Source organism: Massilia brevitalea (genome assembly GCF_030711405.1).
GTDB classification, from domain to species: domain Bacteria; phylum Pseudomonadota; class Gammaproteobacteria; order Burkholderiales; family Burkholderiaceae_D; genus Telluria; species Telluria brevitalea.
Genome location: NZ_JAULSI010000074.1, coordinates 1 through 13911, shown reverse-complemented (window position 1 = coordinate 13911; position 13911 = coordinate 1). Strand labels below are relative to the sequence as shown.

Genomic DNA, 13911 nt, shown 5'->3' with positions numbered 1-13911 from the left:
TCACATTAGGGTGGGCACTCCGTGCCCACGCGGTTACGTGCGCATGCTTCTTGCGCTGGCCGCGAGGTAACGCCCGCAAACATCAAGCGAAGCCCGCTCGTGGCCGATGGAAGCATCGCGAGCGACATGTCACCGCCAACGTAGGAAGCACGAGCACGTAACCGCGTGGGCACGGGGTGCCCACCGTACGTTCAAGCTAACGTTCAAACGACGTTGGCGGTTACCTTACTTCCCAACCACCTTCACCTGCTTTACATCCAGCGTCGATTCGCCAAACGTCTCCTTGTCGAACTCCCCGGTCAATTCCACCATCGTGTTCTGGTCGACATTCACGCCCTGCGGGAAATACTTGGCGTCGATCTCCACCGTGATCTTGCCGCTGGCGTCGGTGAACTCGTAATCCTCGCCGCCCTTGTGGCTGGTGAGCTTGCCCTGCAGGCGCACGTACTGGTCGTCCTTGCCGTTGTCGAGCAGCTGCTTGGCGGTCATCAGCGGCGCGCTCGACGGGCCGGTGTAGCCGGAGGCAGCCGGCTTGCTCGACGGCCCCGTGTAGTTGCCCGGCTGGGCGATGGCGGCCGCCGAGCCGGCAACAAAAGCGGTGATGCAGGTCAGTTGGATCAGTCGTTTCATGGGTCGTTCCTCCGTTGGTTGATGTTTACGCTGCCGTTCGCGGCAGGCACAGACGCATTACACCGCCCGAACATTAACGCGATCTTAAGGTGCCGGCAGATCGAGCGTCACACCCAAGCCACGCCCCTCCAGCCCCACGCCGAAGGCGAGCGTCATGCCATGCAGCTCGGCGATGCGGCGCACGATCGACAGCCCGAGGCCGCTGCCGCCCTGTCCCTGCCCCAGCACGCGGAAGAAACGCTCGGTCAGGCGCGCACGGCTGGCCTCGTCCACGCCGGGTCCGTTGTCGCGCACGGCGATGCGTGCCTGCCCCGCATGCAATCCGGCGAAAATTTCGACCCGGCTGCCCTCGGGACAGTAACGCAGCGCGTTCTCGACCAGGTTGCGCAGCATGATCTCCAGCATGCGCGGCTCGGCCTGCACGGTGTCAAGTTCGCAGTGCAGCGTCAATGCGATCCCGCGCCGCTCGGCTTCCTGCGCGTGCAGGGCCAGCACGCCCTCCAGCAAGGGCGCCAGCATCACCTGCTGGCGCACCAGCTGCTCGCGCGCCAGCGGGTCGAGCCGGGCCAGCGTCAGCAAACTGTCGACCAGGGCCGTCAGGCGCGCGATGTCCTGGCGCAGCTTGCCGAACGGCGCCGCCATGTCCGGATGCTGGCGCCCCAGCAGCTGCACGTGCATGTGCAGCCCTGCCAGCGGCGTGCGCAGCTCGTGCGCGGCGTCGGCGGTGAAGCGGCGTTCGGCCTGCAGGGCTGCGTCGAGCCGCTCCAGCACGCCGTTCAGCGCGCCCACGATGGGCTGCAGCTCGCGCGGCTGGCCGCCGAGCGCCACCGGGGCCAGGTCGCTCGGGGTCTTGGCGGCAATGGCGTTCGCGGTGCGGCGCAGCGGCTGCAGCACGCGGCCGATCAAGAGCCAGCACACCAGCGCCAGCAGCAGCAGGATGCCGGCCACCGGCAGCCACAGGGACTCTGCCAGCTCTTCCAGGATGTCGAAGCGCTTGTCTTGCCGCTGGCCGACCTGCACCTCGAAGCGGCTGGCCTCGTCGCGCACCACGAACACGCGCCAGCGCCGGCCATCCACTTGCGGATCGGCAAAGCCTTCGTCCTCGTCGAAACCGGACACGAATGCCCGCTTCGGCGCGCCTTCGGTGCGCTGGATCACGCGGCCATCGGCCACGATCTGGTACTGCATGTCGACCTTGCGCACTTCTCGCGTTGACGGGCGCGCCGGCAAGCCGCGCGCGTGCCAGTCGGTGGTGGCGGACAGGATCATGTAGCCGGCTTCCTCCAGTGCATCGTCGAAGACGTCGTTGGTTTCCTGCCAGGCGATCACGGTGACGATGGCCAGGCTGGCCAGCCACAGCGCCACGCTGGCGGAAACGATCGCGAATACCAGGCGCCGCCGCAGCGAAGGAGGCGATGCTTCAGCTTTCATCGTGTTTCAGCCGATAGCCGAGACCGCGCACGGTGACGATGCTGTCGCTACCGAGCTTCTTGCGCAGGTTGTGGATATACACCTCGATGGCGTTGCTCTCGACCTCGTCGCCCCAGCCGTACAGGCTTTCCTCGATCTGGGCGCGGGTGACGATGCTGTTCTTGCGCAGCAGGAGCGCGTGCAGCACGTGGTATTCGCGTGCCGTGAGCGCGACGGGTTGGCCGGCCAACGCAACCTGCTTGGTGTCGGGATCGAGCGCAATGGCGCCGTGCATGAGCGCATTGCTGGCCTGGTTGGCGCCGCGCCGCGCCGCGGCCCGGATGCGCGCCGACATTTCTTCCAGCTCGAAGGGTTTCACCAGGTAGTCGTCGGCGCCCAGGTCCAGGCCTTCGACGCGGTCGGCCAGGGCATTGAAGGCGGTGATCAGGATCACCGGCACGGCGTTGCCGGCGGCGCGCAGGCGGGCCAGCAGGGCGTCGCCGGAAAGGCCCGGCAAGCCGCGGTCGAGCAGCACGCAGTCGTAATGGTGGGTTTTCAGGGCGGTGTCGGCCGAGTCGCCGCGTTCGACCCAGTCGACGGCATGGCCGTCCAGGCGTAGCCAGGACTGGATGGTGTCGCCGAGCGACTGGTCGTCTTCTACGAGGAGGATGCGCATGCTTGACTATGCTACGGCTGATGGATGAATGGAATCTTAAGACCCGCTTGCAAGCGATCGCCCATGTCGGATTTCTTTACAAAAATTAAATTTAAGCAATTCAGTGAGCGCGAACTATTTGTTTTAAAACGAGTAACTGTTGGTGGCACGGCCATTGCTAAGTGAATGGCACCACAATGACATTAAGGGATGTGCCATGTTCAACTTCCAACTTTCCCGCCTCCTGAAACTCGCCGCCGCCAGCCTGGCCTTCGCGTCCCAGGCCGCACTGGCTGCGCCGGTCGATTTTTCCGGCGCCTTGACCGAATCCGATCCTGTCTTTAACCGGCCTTTCAGCACCTTCAGCCTGAGCGGCGTGGGTACGGCCACGTCCTACGACGTATTCAGTTTCCACGTGACCGCCGACGGCGTCTACTCCATGCAGACGCTCTCCGCCGACACCCGCAACAGCGATACCTTCCTGGCACTGTATGCGAACGCCTTCGATGCCTCATCGCCACTGGCGAATCTGCTGACCATCGACGACGATGCGGGTACCGGCTTCCTTTCGCTGATCAGCCAGTCGCTGCAAGCCGATGTCCGCTACTTCCTGGTTGTGACGACGTACGAAAATGCCCAGTTCGGCAACTATACCGGCCGTTTCGATACCGTCAGCGGTGGCGGCCAGGTGGTCCTGGGCGAAGCCGCCAGCGACGTGCCGGAACCGGCCACCCTGGCCCTGCTGCCGCTGGCCATGCTGGGCATGACCCTGGCGCGCCGCCGCCAGCGCCGTTGAGCCAGGCTTGATGGTGGAGGATGGGCGGCGCTGGCCGCCCATTTTTGTTTACCGGTCCACCGCCCAGCTTGACATCCTGCCTGCGCGAACCAGGCTGAAGGCATCGACTATCCGGGCATGACCAACCGCGATTGTCAGTGGACAGCCGAATTGCAGGGAGAGCTGTCATGAACGCGCAAGACAACAAGCGGCTGGTCATCGAGTGCTACCAGCTGTTCCTGAAGGGCGACATCCGCAGCCTGCTGGACCGTTGCCAGGACGACGCGGACCGGGTCGAGCGCGACTCCGATTGCATTCCCTTCGCCGGGGCCTACCACGGCAAGGGCGAAATCGCCGAGTTCTTCAGCAAACTCGCCGAGGGCGCCGAAGCCCTCAGCTTCACGCCCCGCGACTTCGTCGCCGAGGGCGACAAGGTCGTGGTTGCAGGCGACGCCAGCTGGCTGGCCAAGCCGACCGGCCGCAGCTTCGACAGCCCCTGGGTACATGTGCTGACCATCCGCGACGGCAAGATCGCGCGCTTCGAGGCCTACAACGATACCGCGCCCGCCGAGCGCGCCTTCCGTCCCGACCAGCCGGCCCAGGCGCCGATGGCCGCGCCGCTGCATCACTGAAGCGGGAGGGGTAGCAAGCCGGGCCGCCTTATCCCTTCTTGAGCGAACCCGGCTTGTGCGCGGCTTCGGCGCCGGTCTTGTCGCTGGCCACCAGGTATTCCGGGTTGTCCTTCGATGCCGCCACCTCGTGGCCCTTGATCTTGGTGTGCGCGGTCAGCTTTTTCTTGACCGTGCCGTGTACCGTTCCCTGCGACGACTCCCACTTCACCTTGTCGCCGGCCTTGAATGCATTGCTCATGATGGCTCTCCGAAAATGGTCGATGGCGGACCGCATGACAAGCAGCCGCTGCCGCATCATTTGACCATAGCTCGGTAGAATTTCCGCACGTTACGAAACAGGCGAAAGCCGCGCTGTAGCGGGCGCGGGTATGCTGGCATTCATCGCCACCGCCCTGCACGTGCCTTGAAACGTCCGTCGATCCGCCGCCCGCTGTCCGCCGCCCTGCTGGCCTGCGTCATGCCCTGGGCTGGCGCCGCGCCGGTGCAGAACGACGCGCGCCTGATCGGCGCCATCAACGCCTACCGTGCGGCGCCGGACAGCTGCCAGGGCCTGCGCCCCGCGCCGGCGCCGGCCCTGGCTGCGCAGGCGGCGCTGGCGCGGGTGCGCCTGGAGCCGGGCACGTTTCCGGAGTGGGCGCTGGAGCAGGCCGGCTACCCGACCGACAAGGCCGAGGTGATCCACGTCGGCGGCGCGCCCGACAACGAGGCCGTGCTGGAGCTGCTGCGCAGGCAGTACTGCCGCAGTTTGCTGGATGCGCGCTTTACCGACATCGGTGTGGCCCGCAGCGGCAACGACTGGACGGTCGTGCTGGCCCGCCCTACCCCGCCGCTGGTGCTGCCGCAGCAGGAAGAAGCCGGGCGCATCATCCTGGAACTGGTGAATGCGGCGCGGGCGCAGGCGCGCAACTGCGGCGACCGCCCGTTTGGCGCGGCGCCGCCGGTGGCCTGGAATACGCAACTGGCCCAGGCGGCGCTGGCGCACAGCAACGACATGGCCGCGCACCGGCACTTCAGCCACCAAGGTTCGGACGGCAGCGAATCGGCGCAGCGCGCCACCAGCGCAGGGTATCGCTGGCGTCACATTGGCGAGAACATCGCGGCCGGGCAGACCTCGCCGCAGGAAGCGGTGGAAGGGTGGATCGAGAGTCCCGGGCATTGCGCGAACCTGATGAATCCGCAATTCAGCGAGATGGGGGCGGGATATGCGGTGAGCCGCGTACGCTTGCCGGGGTTTCCGTATTGGACGCAGGTGTTCGGGACGCCGTGACGATTGGCCACGGTCGATGACCGTACGGTGGGCACCCCGTGCCCACGCGGAACGATGATCATGGTTGGCGTTGGATGGCGCCGCGCGTGATGCATGGTGATGGCGTGTCCAAAAGCGTCTCGCAGACGTTTCGTCAGGGGCGCTTTGTACGAGCGGATCTTCGCTGCCGCAGGCTCACGGATAAACACGTAACCGCGTGGGCACGGGGTGCCCACCGTACGGTCCGGCAGTAGTGGCCCGTCATATGATATGCATGTTCCGGCGCCATAAAAAAGGAGCGCCGCAGCGCTCCTTCGTATCAAGCAAATCGACTGGCAATTACCAGAAAATCACCCGCTCTTCCGGCGCCAGGTACATCTTGTCGCCCGCCTTCACCTCATACGCTTCGTAGAAGCCCGGGTGGTTGCGCAGGCTGCCGTTGACGCGGAATTCCGACGGCGAGTGCGGGTCCGATTTCACTTGCGCGATCAACGCGGCGTCGCGCGCCTTGCCGCGCCTGGCCTGGGCCAGGCCCATGAACAGGCGCTGCTCGCCCGTGAAGCCGTCGATCACCGGCGCCGGCTTCCCGCCCAGCGAAATTTTATAAGCGCGGCTGGCCATGATGGCGCCGGCGTTGTCGGCGATGTTCTCGCCCAGCGTCAGCTCGCCGTTCAGGTGGTAGCCCTGCACCGGGCTGTAGCCGGCGTACTGCGCCACCAGCACCTTGCCGCGCGCAGCAAACTTCTCGCCGTCTTCCTTGGTCCACCAGTTGCGCAGGTTGCCGTCGCCGTCGAACTGCGAACCCTTGTCGTCGAAGGCGTGGCTGATCTCGTGGCCGATCGAGATGCCGACCGCGCCGTAGTTCACCGCCGGTTCGGCGTTCGCATCGTACAGCGGCGCCTGCAGGCGCGCTGCCGGGAACACGACTTCGTTCATGCTCGGGCTGTAGTAGGCGTTCACGGTCTGCGGGCTCATGCTCCAGGCCAGGCGGTCCACCGGTTTGCCCAGCTTGTTGACGCCGAATGCGTGGCCGAACTCGCGCGAGCGCATCACGTTGCCGACCAGGTCGCCGCGCACGACGTTCAGCGACGAGTAATCGCGCCATTTTTCCGGATAGCCGATCTTGGCGTTCATCTTCGAGAGCTTGATCTGCGCCTGCTTCTTGGTCTCGGGGCTCATCCAGTCGAGGGTTTCGATGCCTTCCTTGAAGGCGGTGATGAAGTTCTTCACCATCGCCTCGACCTGCGCCTTGCGCTCGGCCGGGAAGTGACGCTCGACATACACCTTGCCCACCACTTCGCTCAGCTCGCGATTGACCAGGGCGATGGCGCGCTTGTCCAGCGGACGGTTTTCCTTGGTACCCGACAGCACGGTGCCGCGGAAGGCGAAGCTCTCGTCGACGAACGGCTGCGACAGGTAAGGCGCATAGGCGCTGATCAGGTGGAAGGCGTAATACGACTTCCAGGTATCGACCGGGGTGGCGGCGATGATCTTGTCCAGCGCAGCCAGGTAGCTCGGCTGGCTGACGATGATCGAATCGACCTTGCCGGCCACGCCGACATCCTTGGTCCAGGTGGTCCAGTCGAAGCCCGGCATCAGGTCCTTCAGCTGGGCGAACGTCATCTTGTTGTAGCGCTTGACCGGATCGCGGTTCTCGACGGCGCTCCACTGCGCCTTGGCGATCTCGGTTTCCAGCGCCACGATGTTGGCCGCTTCAGCGGCAGCGTTCTTGTGGCCGGCCAGCGCCAGCATCTTCTCGACGTGCACCTGGTACTTGGCGCGGAAGTCCTTCATGCGCGCTTCGTCGGCGATGTAATAGTCGCGGTTCGGCAGGCCCAGGCCCGACTGGCCGACGCTCACCACATAGCGGGTCGAATCCTTGCTGTCCTGGCCGACGTACATGCCGAGCGGCGCCTCGCCGCCGATGCGGTCCATATGGGCCGACAGGGCGGCGATGCCGCGCTTGTCCTTCAGGGCGGCGATGCGCGCCAGCTCACCTTTCAGTGGCGTCAGGCCGAGCGCATTGCGGCGCGCCTCGTCGATGTAGCTGGTGTAGTAGTCGCCCATCTTCTGCGCGTCCGAACCCTTGCCGGCCTTGGTATCGGTGGCGGCCTGCTCGATGATGGTGCGGATCTGGTTCTCGACGTTTTCCTGGGCCACGCTGAAGGCGCTCCAGCTGGAACGGTCCGACGGAATGTCGACGGTTTCCAGCCACTTGCCCTGGGTATGACGGAAGAAGTCGTCCTGCGCGCGCACGCTGGCGTCCATCGCAGCCTTGTCGACGCCGGATACCGCAGCGGCGGCAGCTGTCGTCGATGGTGCGCTGGTGGCCGCTGCGTCGTGGGCGCCGGCGTGGGCGGTGACGGCGAACAGCCCCGCGATCAGGGTGCTGCACAGGGTACGCTTCATGTGATTCTCCGTTATAGGAATAATTGGGACCGGAGGATGCTAATGCATAAAGCATGGCATTGCCAAGTAGAACAACCGCGTTCGCATATGCATGTGCCTTTTGCATACAGCCTGTAAGTACGGGCCGTATGCGAAATGGTGCGAGCGCTGCAAACGTCCCTGTCGCATTCATGCCAAGCCTGCTCGGGCACGGCGGCGCGATATTTCGCTATTGCACGTTTTCTAAGCCATAATGAATAACATTTTCATCCGTGGCCGCCCCGATGCGCCTTCTTCCCCGTCACCTGCCAGCCTGCGCTCCGGCGCCGACAGCCTGCTTGCGCGGCGGGCGTGGAGCTGCGCGATGAAGCCGACCTCGCGCGTCTCGCGCCTGTACGAGGTGATGGACCTGATGCTCGACTCGGTGGGCGACCCGCTGGCGTTGAAGAACCTTGCCGCCTCGGCCAGCTACTCGTCCTTCCACTTCGACCGCATCTTCCGCGAGCTGACCGGCTTTTCGGCAGTGGAATACCAGCGCAAGCGCCGCCTGCGCCGCGCCGCCCACCTGCTGCGCCACGAACCCGATGTGCCGGTGCTGCACATCGCCCAGGACTGCGGCTTTCCCTCGAACGCAGCCTTTGCCAAGGCCTTCAAGCAGCAGTTCGCCATGTCGGCCAAGGCCTGGCGCGAAGGCGGCTGGCGCACCTACATGGACCAGCAGGTCGGGCGCGAGAGCGACGTCAGCTTCTTTGTCGCCGAACCCGACAACCTGGAAGCCATCCTGGCGCCCTATTGCCCGCCCGAACCCGGCAGCGTGGCGGCGCGCATCCGCGTGCAGGCGCTGCCGGCCGTCACGCTGCGCTACCAGCGCTTCTTCGGCCAGTCGGGCGCGGCGCTGTCGATCGCCTGCAACAACTTCATTTGCGAGCGCGAAAGCAATGGCGATACGACTCGCGCCACCGCCTGGTATGGCGTGTTCGACGAAGACCCGGGTTTTACCGGCGAGCGCGAATACTGCTACGACTTCGGCTTTGGCGGCAATGCGGTACCCGATCCGACGCTCGGGCTGCGCGTGCTGCCGGCAGGTTCATACGCCATCCTCAACTTCTGCGGCGATTGGCCGCGCTTCCGCTTCATGTACGAGGATTGGCTCGACAAACAGGCATTCTGGCGGCTGGACAGCACGCGGCCGCATATCCAGAAAGTCGAGCGCGATGGCGCCGGCAAGTGGCGCGGGTGGCTGGCGCTGCCGGTCAAGAAGCGTTAAAAACAACGGGGGTCAGGTCTGCCATCCAGACACGGACTCTGCCTTACCAGCAAATCCAGGTTCGCCAGCCCTGGATTCAAGCATGGCCTCGCGCTCTATCTCCGGCAGTTCAAGCCAGCGCCAGATCGCTGCCCACTACCGCCCGGAAAGTGATTTCCACCAGCTGCGCAGGGAAAGCGAGCCGCGTCGCGCCGATGATATTGCTGGCGCATTGCGGCTGCTCGGTTCCGTACACTTCCTTGCGCACCTTGCCACCGGCAGTGAAAGCCGCGTCGACATCCAGGACATACAGCGTTTCCTCGACCACGTCATCCAGTGTTGCACCAAATTCGGAGAGCAGTGCGATGGCATTCCGATAGGTCTGGCGAATCTGCTCCTCCATCTGGCCAAAATCCACCGGCTTGCCAGACTCGTCAAGCGGCGCCGGCGCAACCAGGGCGCCACTCTGATCGTGGCTGAGCTGACCGGACAGATAAATCGTGTCCGTGACCTGCACCCCCTGGACATAGCCGAACAGGCCTTCCCAGGCGACGCCGAAATTCACGATTTTTTCTGAACATAGCCGAACAGGCCTTCCCAGGCGACGCCGAAATTCACGATTTTTTCTNAGGCGACGCCGAAATTCACGATTTTTTCTGAACATAGCCGAACAGGCCTTCCCAGGCGACGCCGAAATTCACGATTTTTTCTGAAGCTTTTGGGTGGTAGACATAGCATGTGCCGGTTGGTGAATGGCTCGCCAGCATAGCGTTTCGATGGCCGCCTTCCACCGGCCAATGGATAGGGCTGAGCTCGTGTCCGGATGTCAGACCTGACCCTCGTTGTTTTCACTCGTTGTTTTCAGGCGACAGCCGCACGAAGCGCGTCAGCACCAGCACCGGCACAGCGCACGCCAGCACCCACAGGAAGAAGTGACGGTAGCCCAGCGCTTGCTGGATATCGCCGCTGACCATCTTGAACAGCACGAAGCCCAGCTGCATGAAGCCGCTGCCGAGTGCGTAGTGCGCGGTCTGGTAGGGGCCGCTGGCGATCACCTGCATGATGAAGAGGATGATGCCGACGAAGCCGAAGCCGTAGCCGAACATCTCCACGCCGAGCGCGGTGGCGATCAACGGCAGGGACTCGGGCTGCGCGGCGCTCAGGTACCAGAACACCAGGTTCGGCAGGTTCATCGCCAGGATCAGCCACGGCATCGCGCGCTTCAAACCGAGCCAGGACGTGAAGTAGCCGCCGGCGATACTGCCGACCAAGAAAGCGACGGTGCCGGCGGTGCCGTACACCGCGCCGACTTCGGCCGTGCTCAGGCCCAGGCCGCCAACGGCGCGCGCGTCGCGCAGGAACAGCGGGCCGATGGTCTGGATCTGCCCCTCGCTGGCGCGGAACAGGATGATGAACACGATGCCGAGCCAGATGCCCTTCTTGGCGAAGAAGGCGCGAATCACGTCGAGCAGCGTGGCGGCAATGCTGCGCAGCGAATCGGTCTGCGCCGAGCGTACCGTGAGCGTGCCGGGCAAGGCCAGCGCATGGTACAGCGCGAGCCCTGCCAGCACTGCGCCGAGCAGGCCGAACACCACGGTCCAGGCGGGCGCAGTGCCGATCCGGCCTTCCAGGTAGCCGGCCAGGATCACGAGGCCGCCCAGCGACAGGAACTTGGCCGCATTGAAGAAGGCGCCCTGCCAGCCGGCATAGGCAGCCTGCTGTTTGGCGCTCAGGCTGGCGATGTACAGGCCGTCGGCGGCAATGTCGTGGGTGGCCGATGCCAGCGACACCACCGCCAGCAGCGCGATGCACAGCGCGAACCAGCCCGGCAACTGCAGCGCCAGCGCCACCGACGCCAGCCCTGCCCCGCCCAGCAGCTGGAAGCTCACCACCGCGCGCTTCTTGCTGCGCGCGACCTCCAGGAAGGGACTCCACAGCGCCTTGAATACCCAGGCAAACCCCAGCAGCCCGGTCCAGCGCGCGATCTGCTCGTTCGGCACGCCCATGCTCTTGAACATCAGGCCGGCGATCAGCGCCACCGCGTAGAAAGGCAAGCCCTGGGCCAGGTACAGGGTCGGCACCCAGGCCAGCGGATGGCGCGCGGCGGACGGCTTCGTCATGCTGGCGGCGGCGGTGGAGACCTCAGGCATCGGATGCGTCTTTCAGGGCGATGGTGGCGACGCGGCTGCTGCGGCCGCGCGTGTCGAAGCTGGCGATGGTGAATGTACGCGCATCCGGAGGAATGCTCAACGGCGCGCTGTAGAGCGGACTGGCCGCATCCGGTGCGCCCCCGTCGAAGCGGTAGCGCAGCGCCAGGCCGGGCAGCGCCACGTTGGCGTGGATGCGGCCCGCCTGCAGCAGCACGCCCGGTGGCGGCAGGCGGTAGGCCCAGGCCAGCGGCGCGCGGTCCAGGCGCGGCAGCGCGCGCCGGCCGAGGCGGTTGGCGAACTCGTTCCAGTCGGCGTCGATGCGTGCCGCGCGCTCGATCGGGTCGGCGATCAGGCGCCAGCCGGGGTCCGGGCTCCAGGCGCGTTCGGCCAGGGCCAGCAGGCGCGGCGCGATCATGTATTCGATGCGCGCACGCGAATGCGCGTTCTCGCTCCAGAGCTGCCCCTGCAGGCCGGCGATGCATCCGCCATCGAGTTGTGCCAGTCCTGCCAGCAGCATCGCGGGCACGGGCCGGCCCATCGGATCATGTGCCGGCACCGTGCGCTGGTCGAGCGGGCAAAAGGCAAAGGCCTGGCGCAGGCCAACGAAGCCGGCCCAGTAGTAGCCGGGTTCTTCCGGGTCCTTGGCGCAGGCCAGGTCGAAGTACAGGTTGGCCGCGTTCGACAGCACCACGCTGTAGCCGGCATTCGCCAGGCGATAGGCGATGTCTTCCTGGCCCGATCCCCAGGCGTTGTTCCAGACGTAGGCATGGAAGTCCGGGCCGGCAAAGCGCGGTTCGGGGGCCGGGGCGCCGCCAGTGTCGTGGGTCAGCGCGGTGTCGTCCCAGCCGGCAAAGGCCAGGCCGTGGCGCGCCAGGATCGCGCGGCAGCGTGCCACGAAGTCGAAGCGCAGTTGCGCCACGTCGGTCCAGCCCTGTTCGCGCATCCTTGCGCGGCACAGGGGCGAATCGATCCAGGCGCCGTTCGGCACTTCGTCGCCGCCGGTGTGGATGGCGCGCAGCGGCACGCCGGCCTGGCGGAACAGGTACTTCACTTCGCCGACCACGGTGTCGATGAAGCGCTCCACCGAGGGCAACGCGATGCAGATCACGTTGTCGTGCCACATCTGCACCGATTCGTAGATCGACGCGTCGTCGGGGTCGTCGAGGCGGTAGGCCCAGGCGCCCTCGATATCGCCGGCGGCCAGCAGGCGGTCGTGGCGCACGCGCATGGCCTGCACCGCGGCGCGCGCGTGGCCGGGCATGTTGAACTCGGGGATCACCTCGATGTGGCGCGCATGGGCGTGGCGCAGGATGGCGATGAATTCCTCGTGCGTGTAGTGGCCGGTGCCGGGCGAGCTGTCGATATCGGCGCCGGAACCGAAGGATGGCGGCAGGCAGGGGCTGCTGCCGGGGCCTACGTCAAGGCTGACGCCGCGCCGCGCACCGACCTCGGTCAACTCAGGCAGCGCGGTGATCGGCAGGCGCCAGCCTTCGTCGTCGGTGAGGTGGAAGTGGAAACGATTCAGTTTATAGGCGGCCATGCAGTCGAGCAGGCGCAGCACCGTATCGGCGCCGGCGAAGTGGCGCGCCACGTCGAGCATCATGCCGCGGTAGGCGAAGCGGGGAGCGTCGAGCACGTGGCCACATGGCAGGCTGCCGTCTTCGTCCAGCAGCTGGCGCAGGGTCTGGAGGGCATTGAAGACGCCGTGGGCGGAGGCGCCGCGCAATACGGCCTGGTCGGCGCCGATGTCGAGCTGGTAGGCTTCGCCGTTTGGCGCTTCCAGGGGGACGGGGCCGGTCTCGATCAGTATGTGCGCATTGTTCGTATCGCTTGCCGGCAGGTCGTCGAGCAGGGTGCGCAGGAAGGCGGCTTCGTTGGCGAGGTCTGGAGCGTGCACGATTGCCGTGCCGGGTCCGAGCTTGCAGGTGCCGGCGCCGAAGCGGGCCGAGACCGGGCGCGGCGTGATGCGGCCGACCTGCTCCTCGGGCAGCAGGTGCAGGCTGGCGCTGTCGGCGTAACGTTGGGCGGCGTTCGCGGTCGGCACGCGGTCTTCGACGTGGCGCATGCGCTGTTCGACGCGGGTGAAGGGCAGGATGCGCGGGTCGCCGAGTGCGATCACTTCGCCTCCTTGCGGCAGCAGGTAGAAGCCGAGCGGCGCGTCGGTGATGCTGATGACCCAGAACTGGGCCTGGTAGGCGATGCCGAAGGTTTCGTTCTCGGCCCAGGGTGCGTCGGCCAGGGCGGTCAGCCTGAACAGGTCACCGTTGATGTGGTCGATCGCGAAGCCGGTGGTGACGCTGTGCGGGATCACCTTGCGGCAGGCGTTGAAGAACAGCTGCCAGCCGGGGGCGAGCGGATTGCCGGAGACGTTGCGCAGCGTGAGGCGCGCTTCGAAGATGCCGTTGCCGGCGAAGTTGCTCAGGCATTCCCATTCGATGGCAATGGGCGCCGTGCCTGGATGTGTGATCGGCATTGTGTTCCTTGATTTACCACGAAAAATGCGGTGGTGTTGGCAACGACCGTACGGTGGGCACTCCGTGCCCACGCGGTTACGCGTTGATCCGGAGTCGGCGGCGGCGCTGATTCGCTCCGAGACGTCAGCGATGGAATGAGGCGTTAGCGGGACGCTTTGGGGACGCCGACAATTCGCATCCGCATCGTCGAGCACAGGCGCAAACGATGATCGGCGTTCCGCGTGGGCACGTTCGTCTTTGAGGCCCCCGGCCTCAAAGACCCCACCCTAATGTGATGGACTCCACCCTCCTGATAACGGCATCAT

General features: G+C 65.7%; 12 protein-coding genes. 4 read left to right on the top strand and 8 right to left on the bottom strand.

The window, feature by feature from the left end; translation table 11 throughout:
* Positions 1 to 225: 225 nt before the first annotated feature.
* The 3 genes from QWL29_RS25425 to QWL29_RS25415 form a co-directional block, all read right to left on the bottom strand.
* Positions 226 to 630 carry a YgiW/YdeI family stress tolerance OB fold protein gene (locus tag QWL29_RS25425; RefSeq protein ID WP_305825648.1) on the bottom strand — a complete coding sequence of 135 codons (405 nt, stop codon included), beginning with the start codon at positions 628 to 630 and terminating at the stop codon, positions 226 to 228.
* A gap of 84 nt (positions 631 to 714) precedes the next feature.
* Positions 715 to 2061: an ATP-binding protein gene (locus QWL29_RS25420; RefSeq protein ID WP_305825647.1), complete on the bottom strand. Its 1347-nt coding sequence runs from the start codon at positions 2059 to 2061 to the stop codon at positions 715 to 717.
* Positions 2051 to 2716: a response regulator gene (locus tag QWL29_RS25415; RefSeq protein WP_305825646.1), complete on the bottom strand. Its 666-nt coding sequence runs from the start codon at positions 2714 to 2716 to the stop codon at positions 2051 to 2053. The genes QWL29_RS25420 and QWL29_RS25415 overlap by 11 nt, the downstream gene beginning before the upstream one ends.
* Positions 2717 to 2912: 196 nt before the next feature.
* Here QWL29_RS25415 and QWL29_RS25410 point away from each other — a divergent pair, with 196 nt between their 5' ends.
* The gene (locus tag QWL29_RS25410; protein WP_305825645.1) at positions 2913 to 3491 is read left to right on the top strand and encodes a PEP-CTERM sorting domain-containing protein; all 579 of its coding nucleotides are present in this window, start codon (positions 2913 to 2915) and stop codon (positions 3489 to 3491) included.
* Positions 3492 to 3658: 167 nt separating this feature from the next.
* Entirely contained in the window at positions 3659 to 4102 is a 444-nt protein-coding gene (locus QWL29_RS25405) for a nuclear transport factor 2 family protein (RefSeq protein WP_305825644.1), read from the top strand.
* Positions 4103 to 4130: 28 nt separating this feature from the next.
* Here the strand turns inward: QWL29_RS25405 and QWL29_RS25400 are convergent, their stop codons facing one another.
* Entirely contained in the window at positions 4131 to 4340 is a 210-nt protein-coding gene (locus QWL29_RS25400; RefSeq protein WP_305825643.1) for a hypervirulence associated TUDOR domain-containing protein, read from the bottom strand.
* 165 nt (positions 4341 to 4505) lie between these two features.
* On the opposite strand from QWL29_RS25400, the gene QWL29_RS25395 reads away from it, so the two are divergent.
* On the top strand, positions 4506 to 5369 hold the full coding sequence (locus QWL29_RS25395) for a CAP domain-containing protein (protein ID WP_305825642.1): 864 nt from the start codon (positions 4506 to 4508) through the stop codon (positions 5367 to 5369).
* Positions 5370 to 5687: 318 nt separating this feature from the next.
* Here QWL29_RS25395 and QWL29_RS25390 read toward each other — a convergent pair whose 3' ends face one another.
* Positions 5688 to 7757: a M13 family metallopeptidase gene (locus tag QWL29_RS25390; protein WP_305825641.1), complete on the bottom strand. Its 2070-nt coding sequence runs from the start codon at positions 7755 to 7757 to the stop codon at positions 5688 to 5690.
* A gap of 232 nt (positions 7758 to 7989) precedes the next feature.
* Here QWL29_RS25390 and QWL29_RS25385 point away from each other — a divergent pair, with 232 nt between their 5' ends.
* On the top strand, positions 7990 to 9003 hold the full coding sequence (locus QWL29_RS25385; RefSeq protein WP_305825640.1) for a helix-turn-helix domain-containing protein: 1014 nt from the start codon (positions 7990 to 7992) through the stop codon (positions 9001 to 9003).
* A 109-nt stretch (positions 9004 to 9112) separates the two neighbouring features.
* On the opposite strand, the gene QWL29_RS25380 is transcribed toward QWL29_RS25385, so the two are convergent.
* From QWL29_RS25380 to QWL29_RS25370, 3 genes are all read right to left on the bottom strand, one after another.
* The gene (locus QWL29_RS25380; RefSeq protein WP_305825639.1) at positions 9113 to 9547 is read right to left on the bottom strand and encodes a RidA family protein; all 435 of its coding nucleotides are present in this window, start codon (positions 9545 to 9547) and stop codon (positions 9113 to 9115) included.
* Positions 9548 to 9830: 283 nt separating this feature from the next.
* Positions 9831 to 11132 carry an MFS transporter gene (locus QWL29_RS25375; protein ID WP_305825638.1) on the bottom strand — a complete coding sequence of 434 codons (1302 nt, stop codon included), beginning with the start codon at positions 11130 to 11132 and terminating at the stop codon, positions 9831 to 9833.
* Positions 11125 to 13605 carry a family 20 glycosylhydrolase gene (locus tag QWL29_RS25370; RefSeq protein ID WP_305825637.1) on the bottom strand — a complete coding sequence of 827 codons (2481 nt, stop codon included), beginning with the start codon at positions 13603 to 13605 and terminating at the stop codon, positions 11125 to 11127. Before QWL29_RS25370 ends, QWL29_RS25375 begins: the two co-directional genes overlap by 8 nt.
* Positions 13606 to 13911 lie beyond the last annotated feature (306 nt).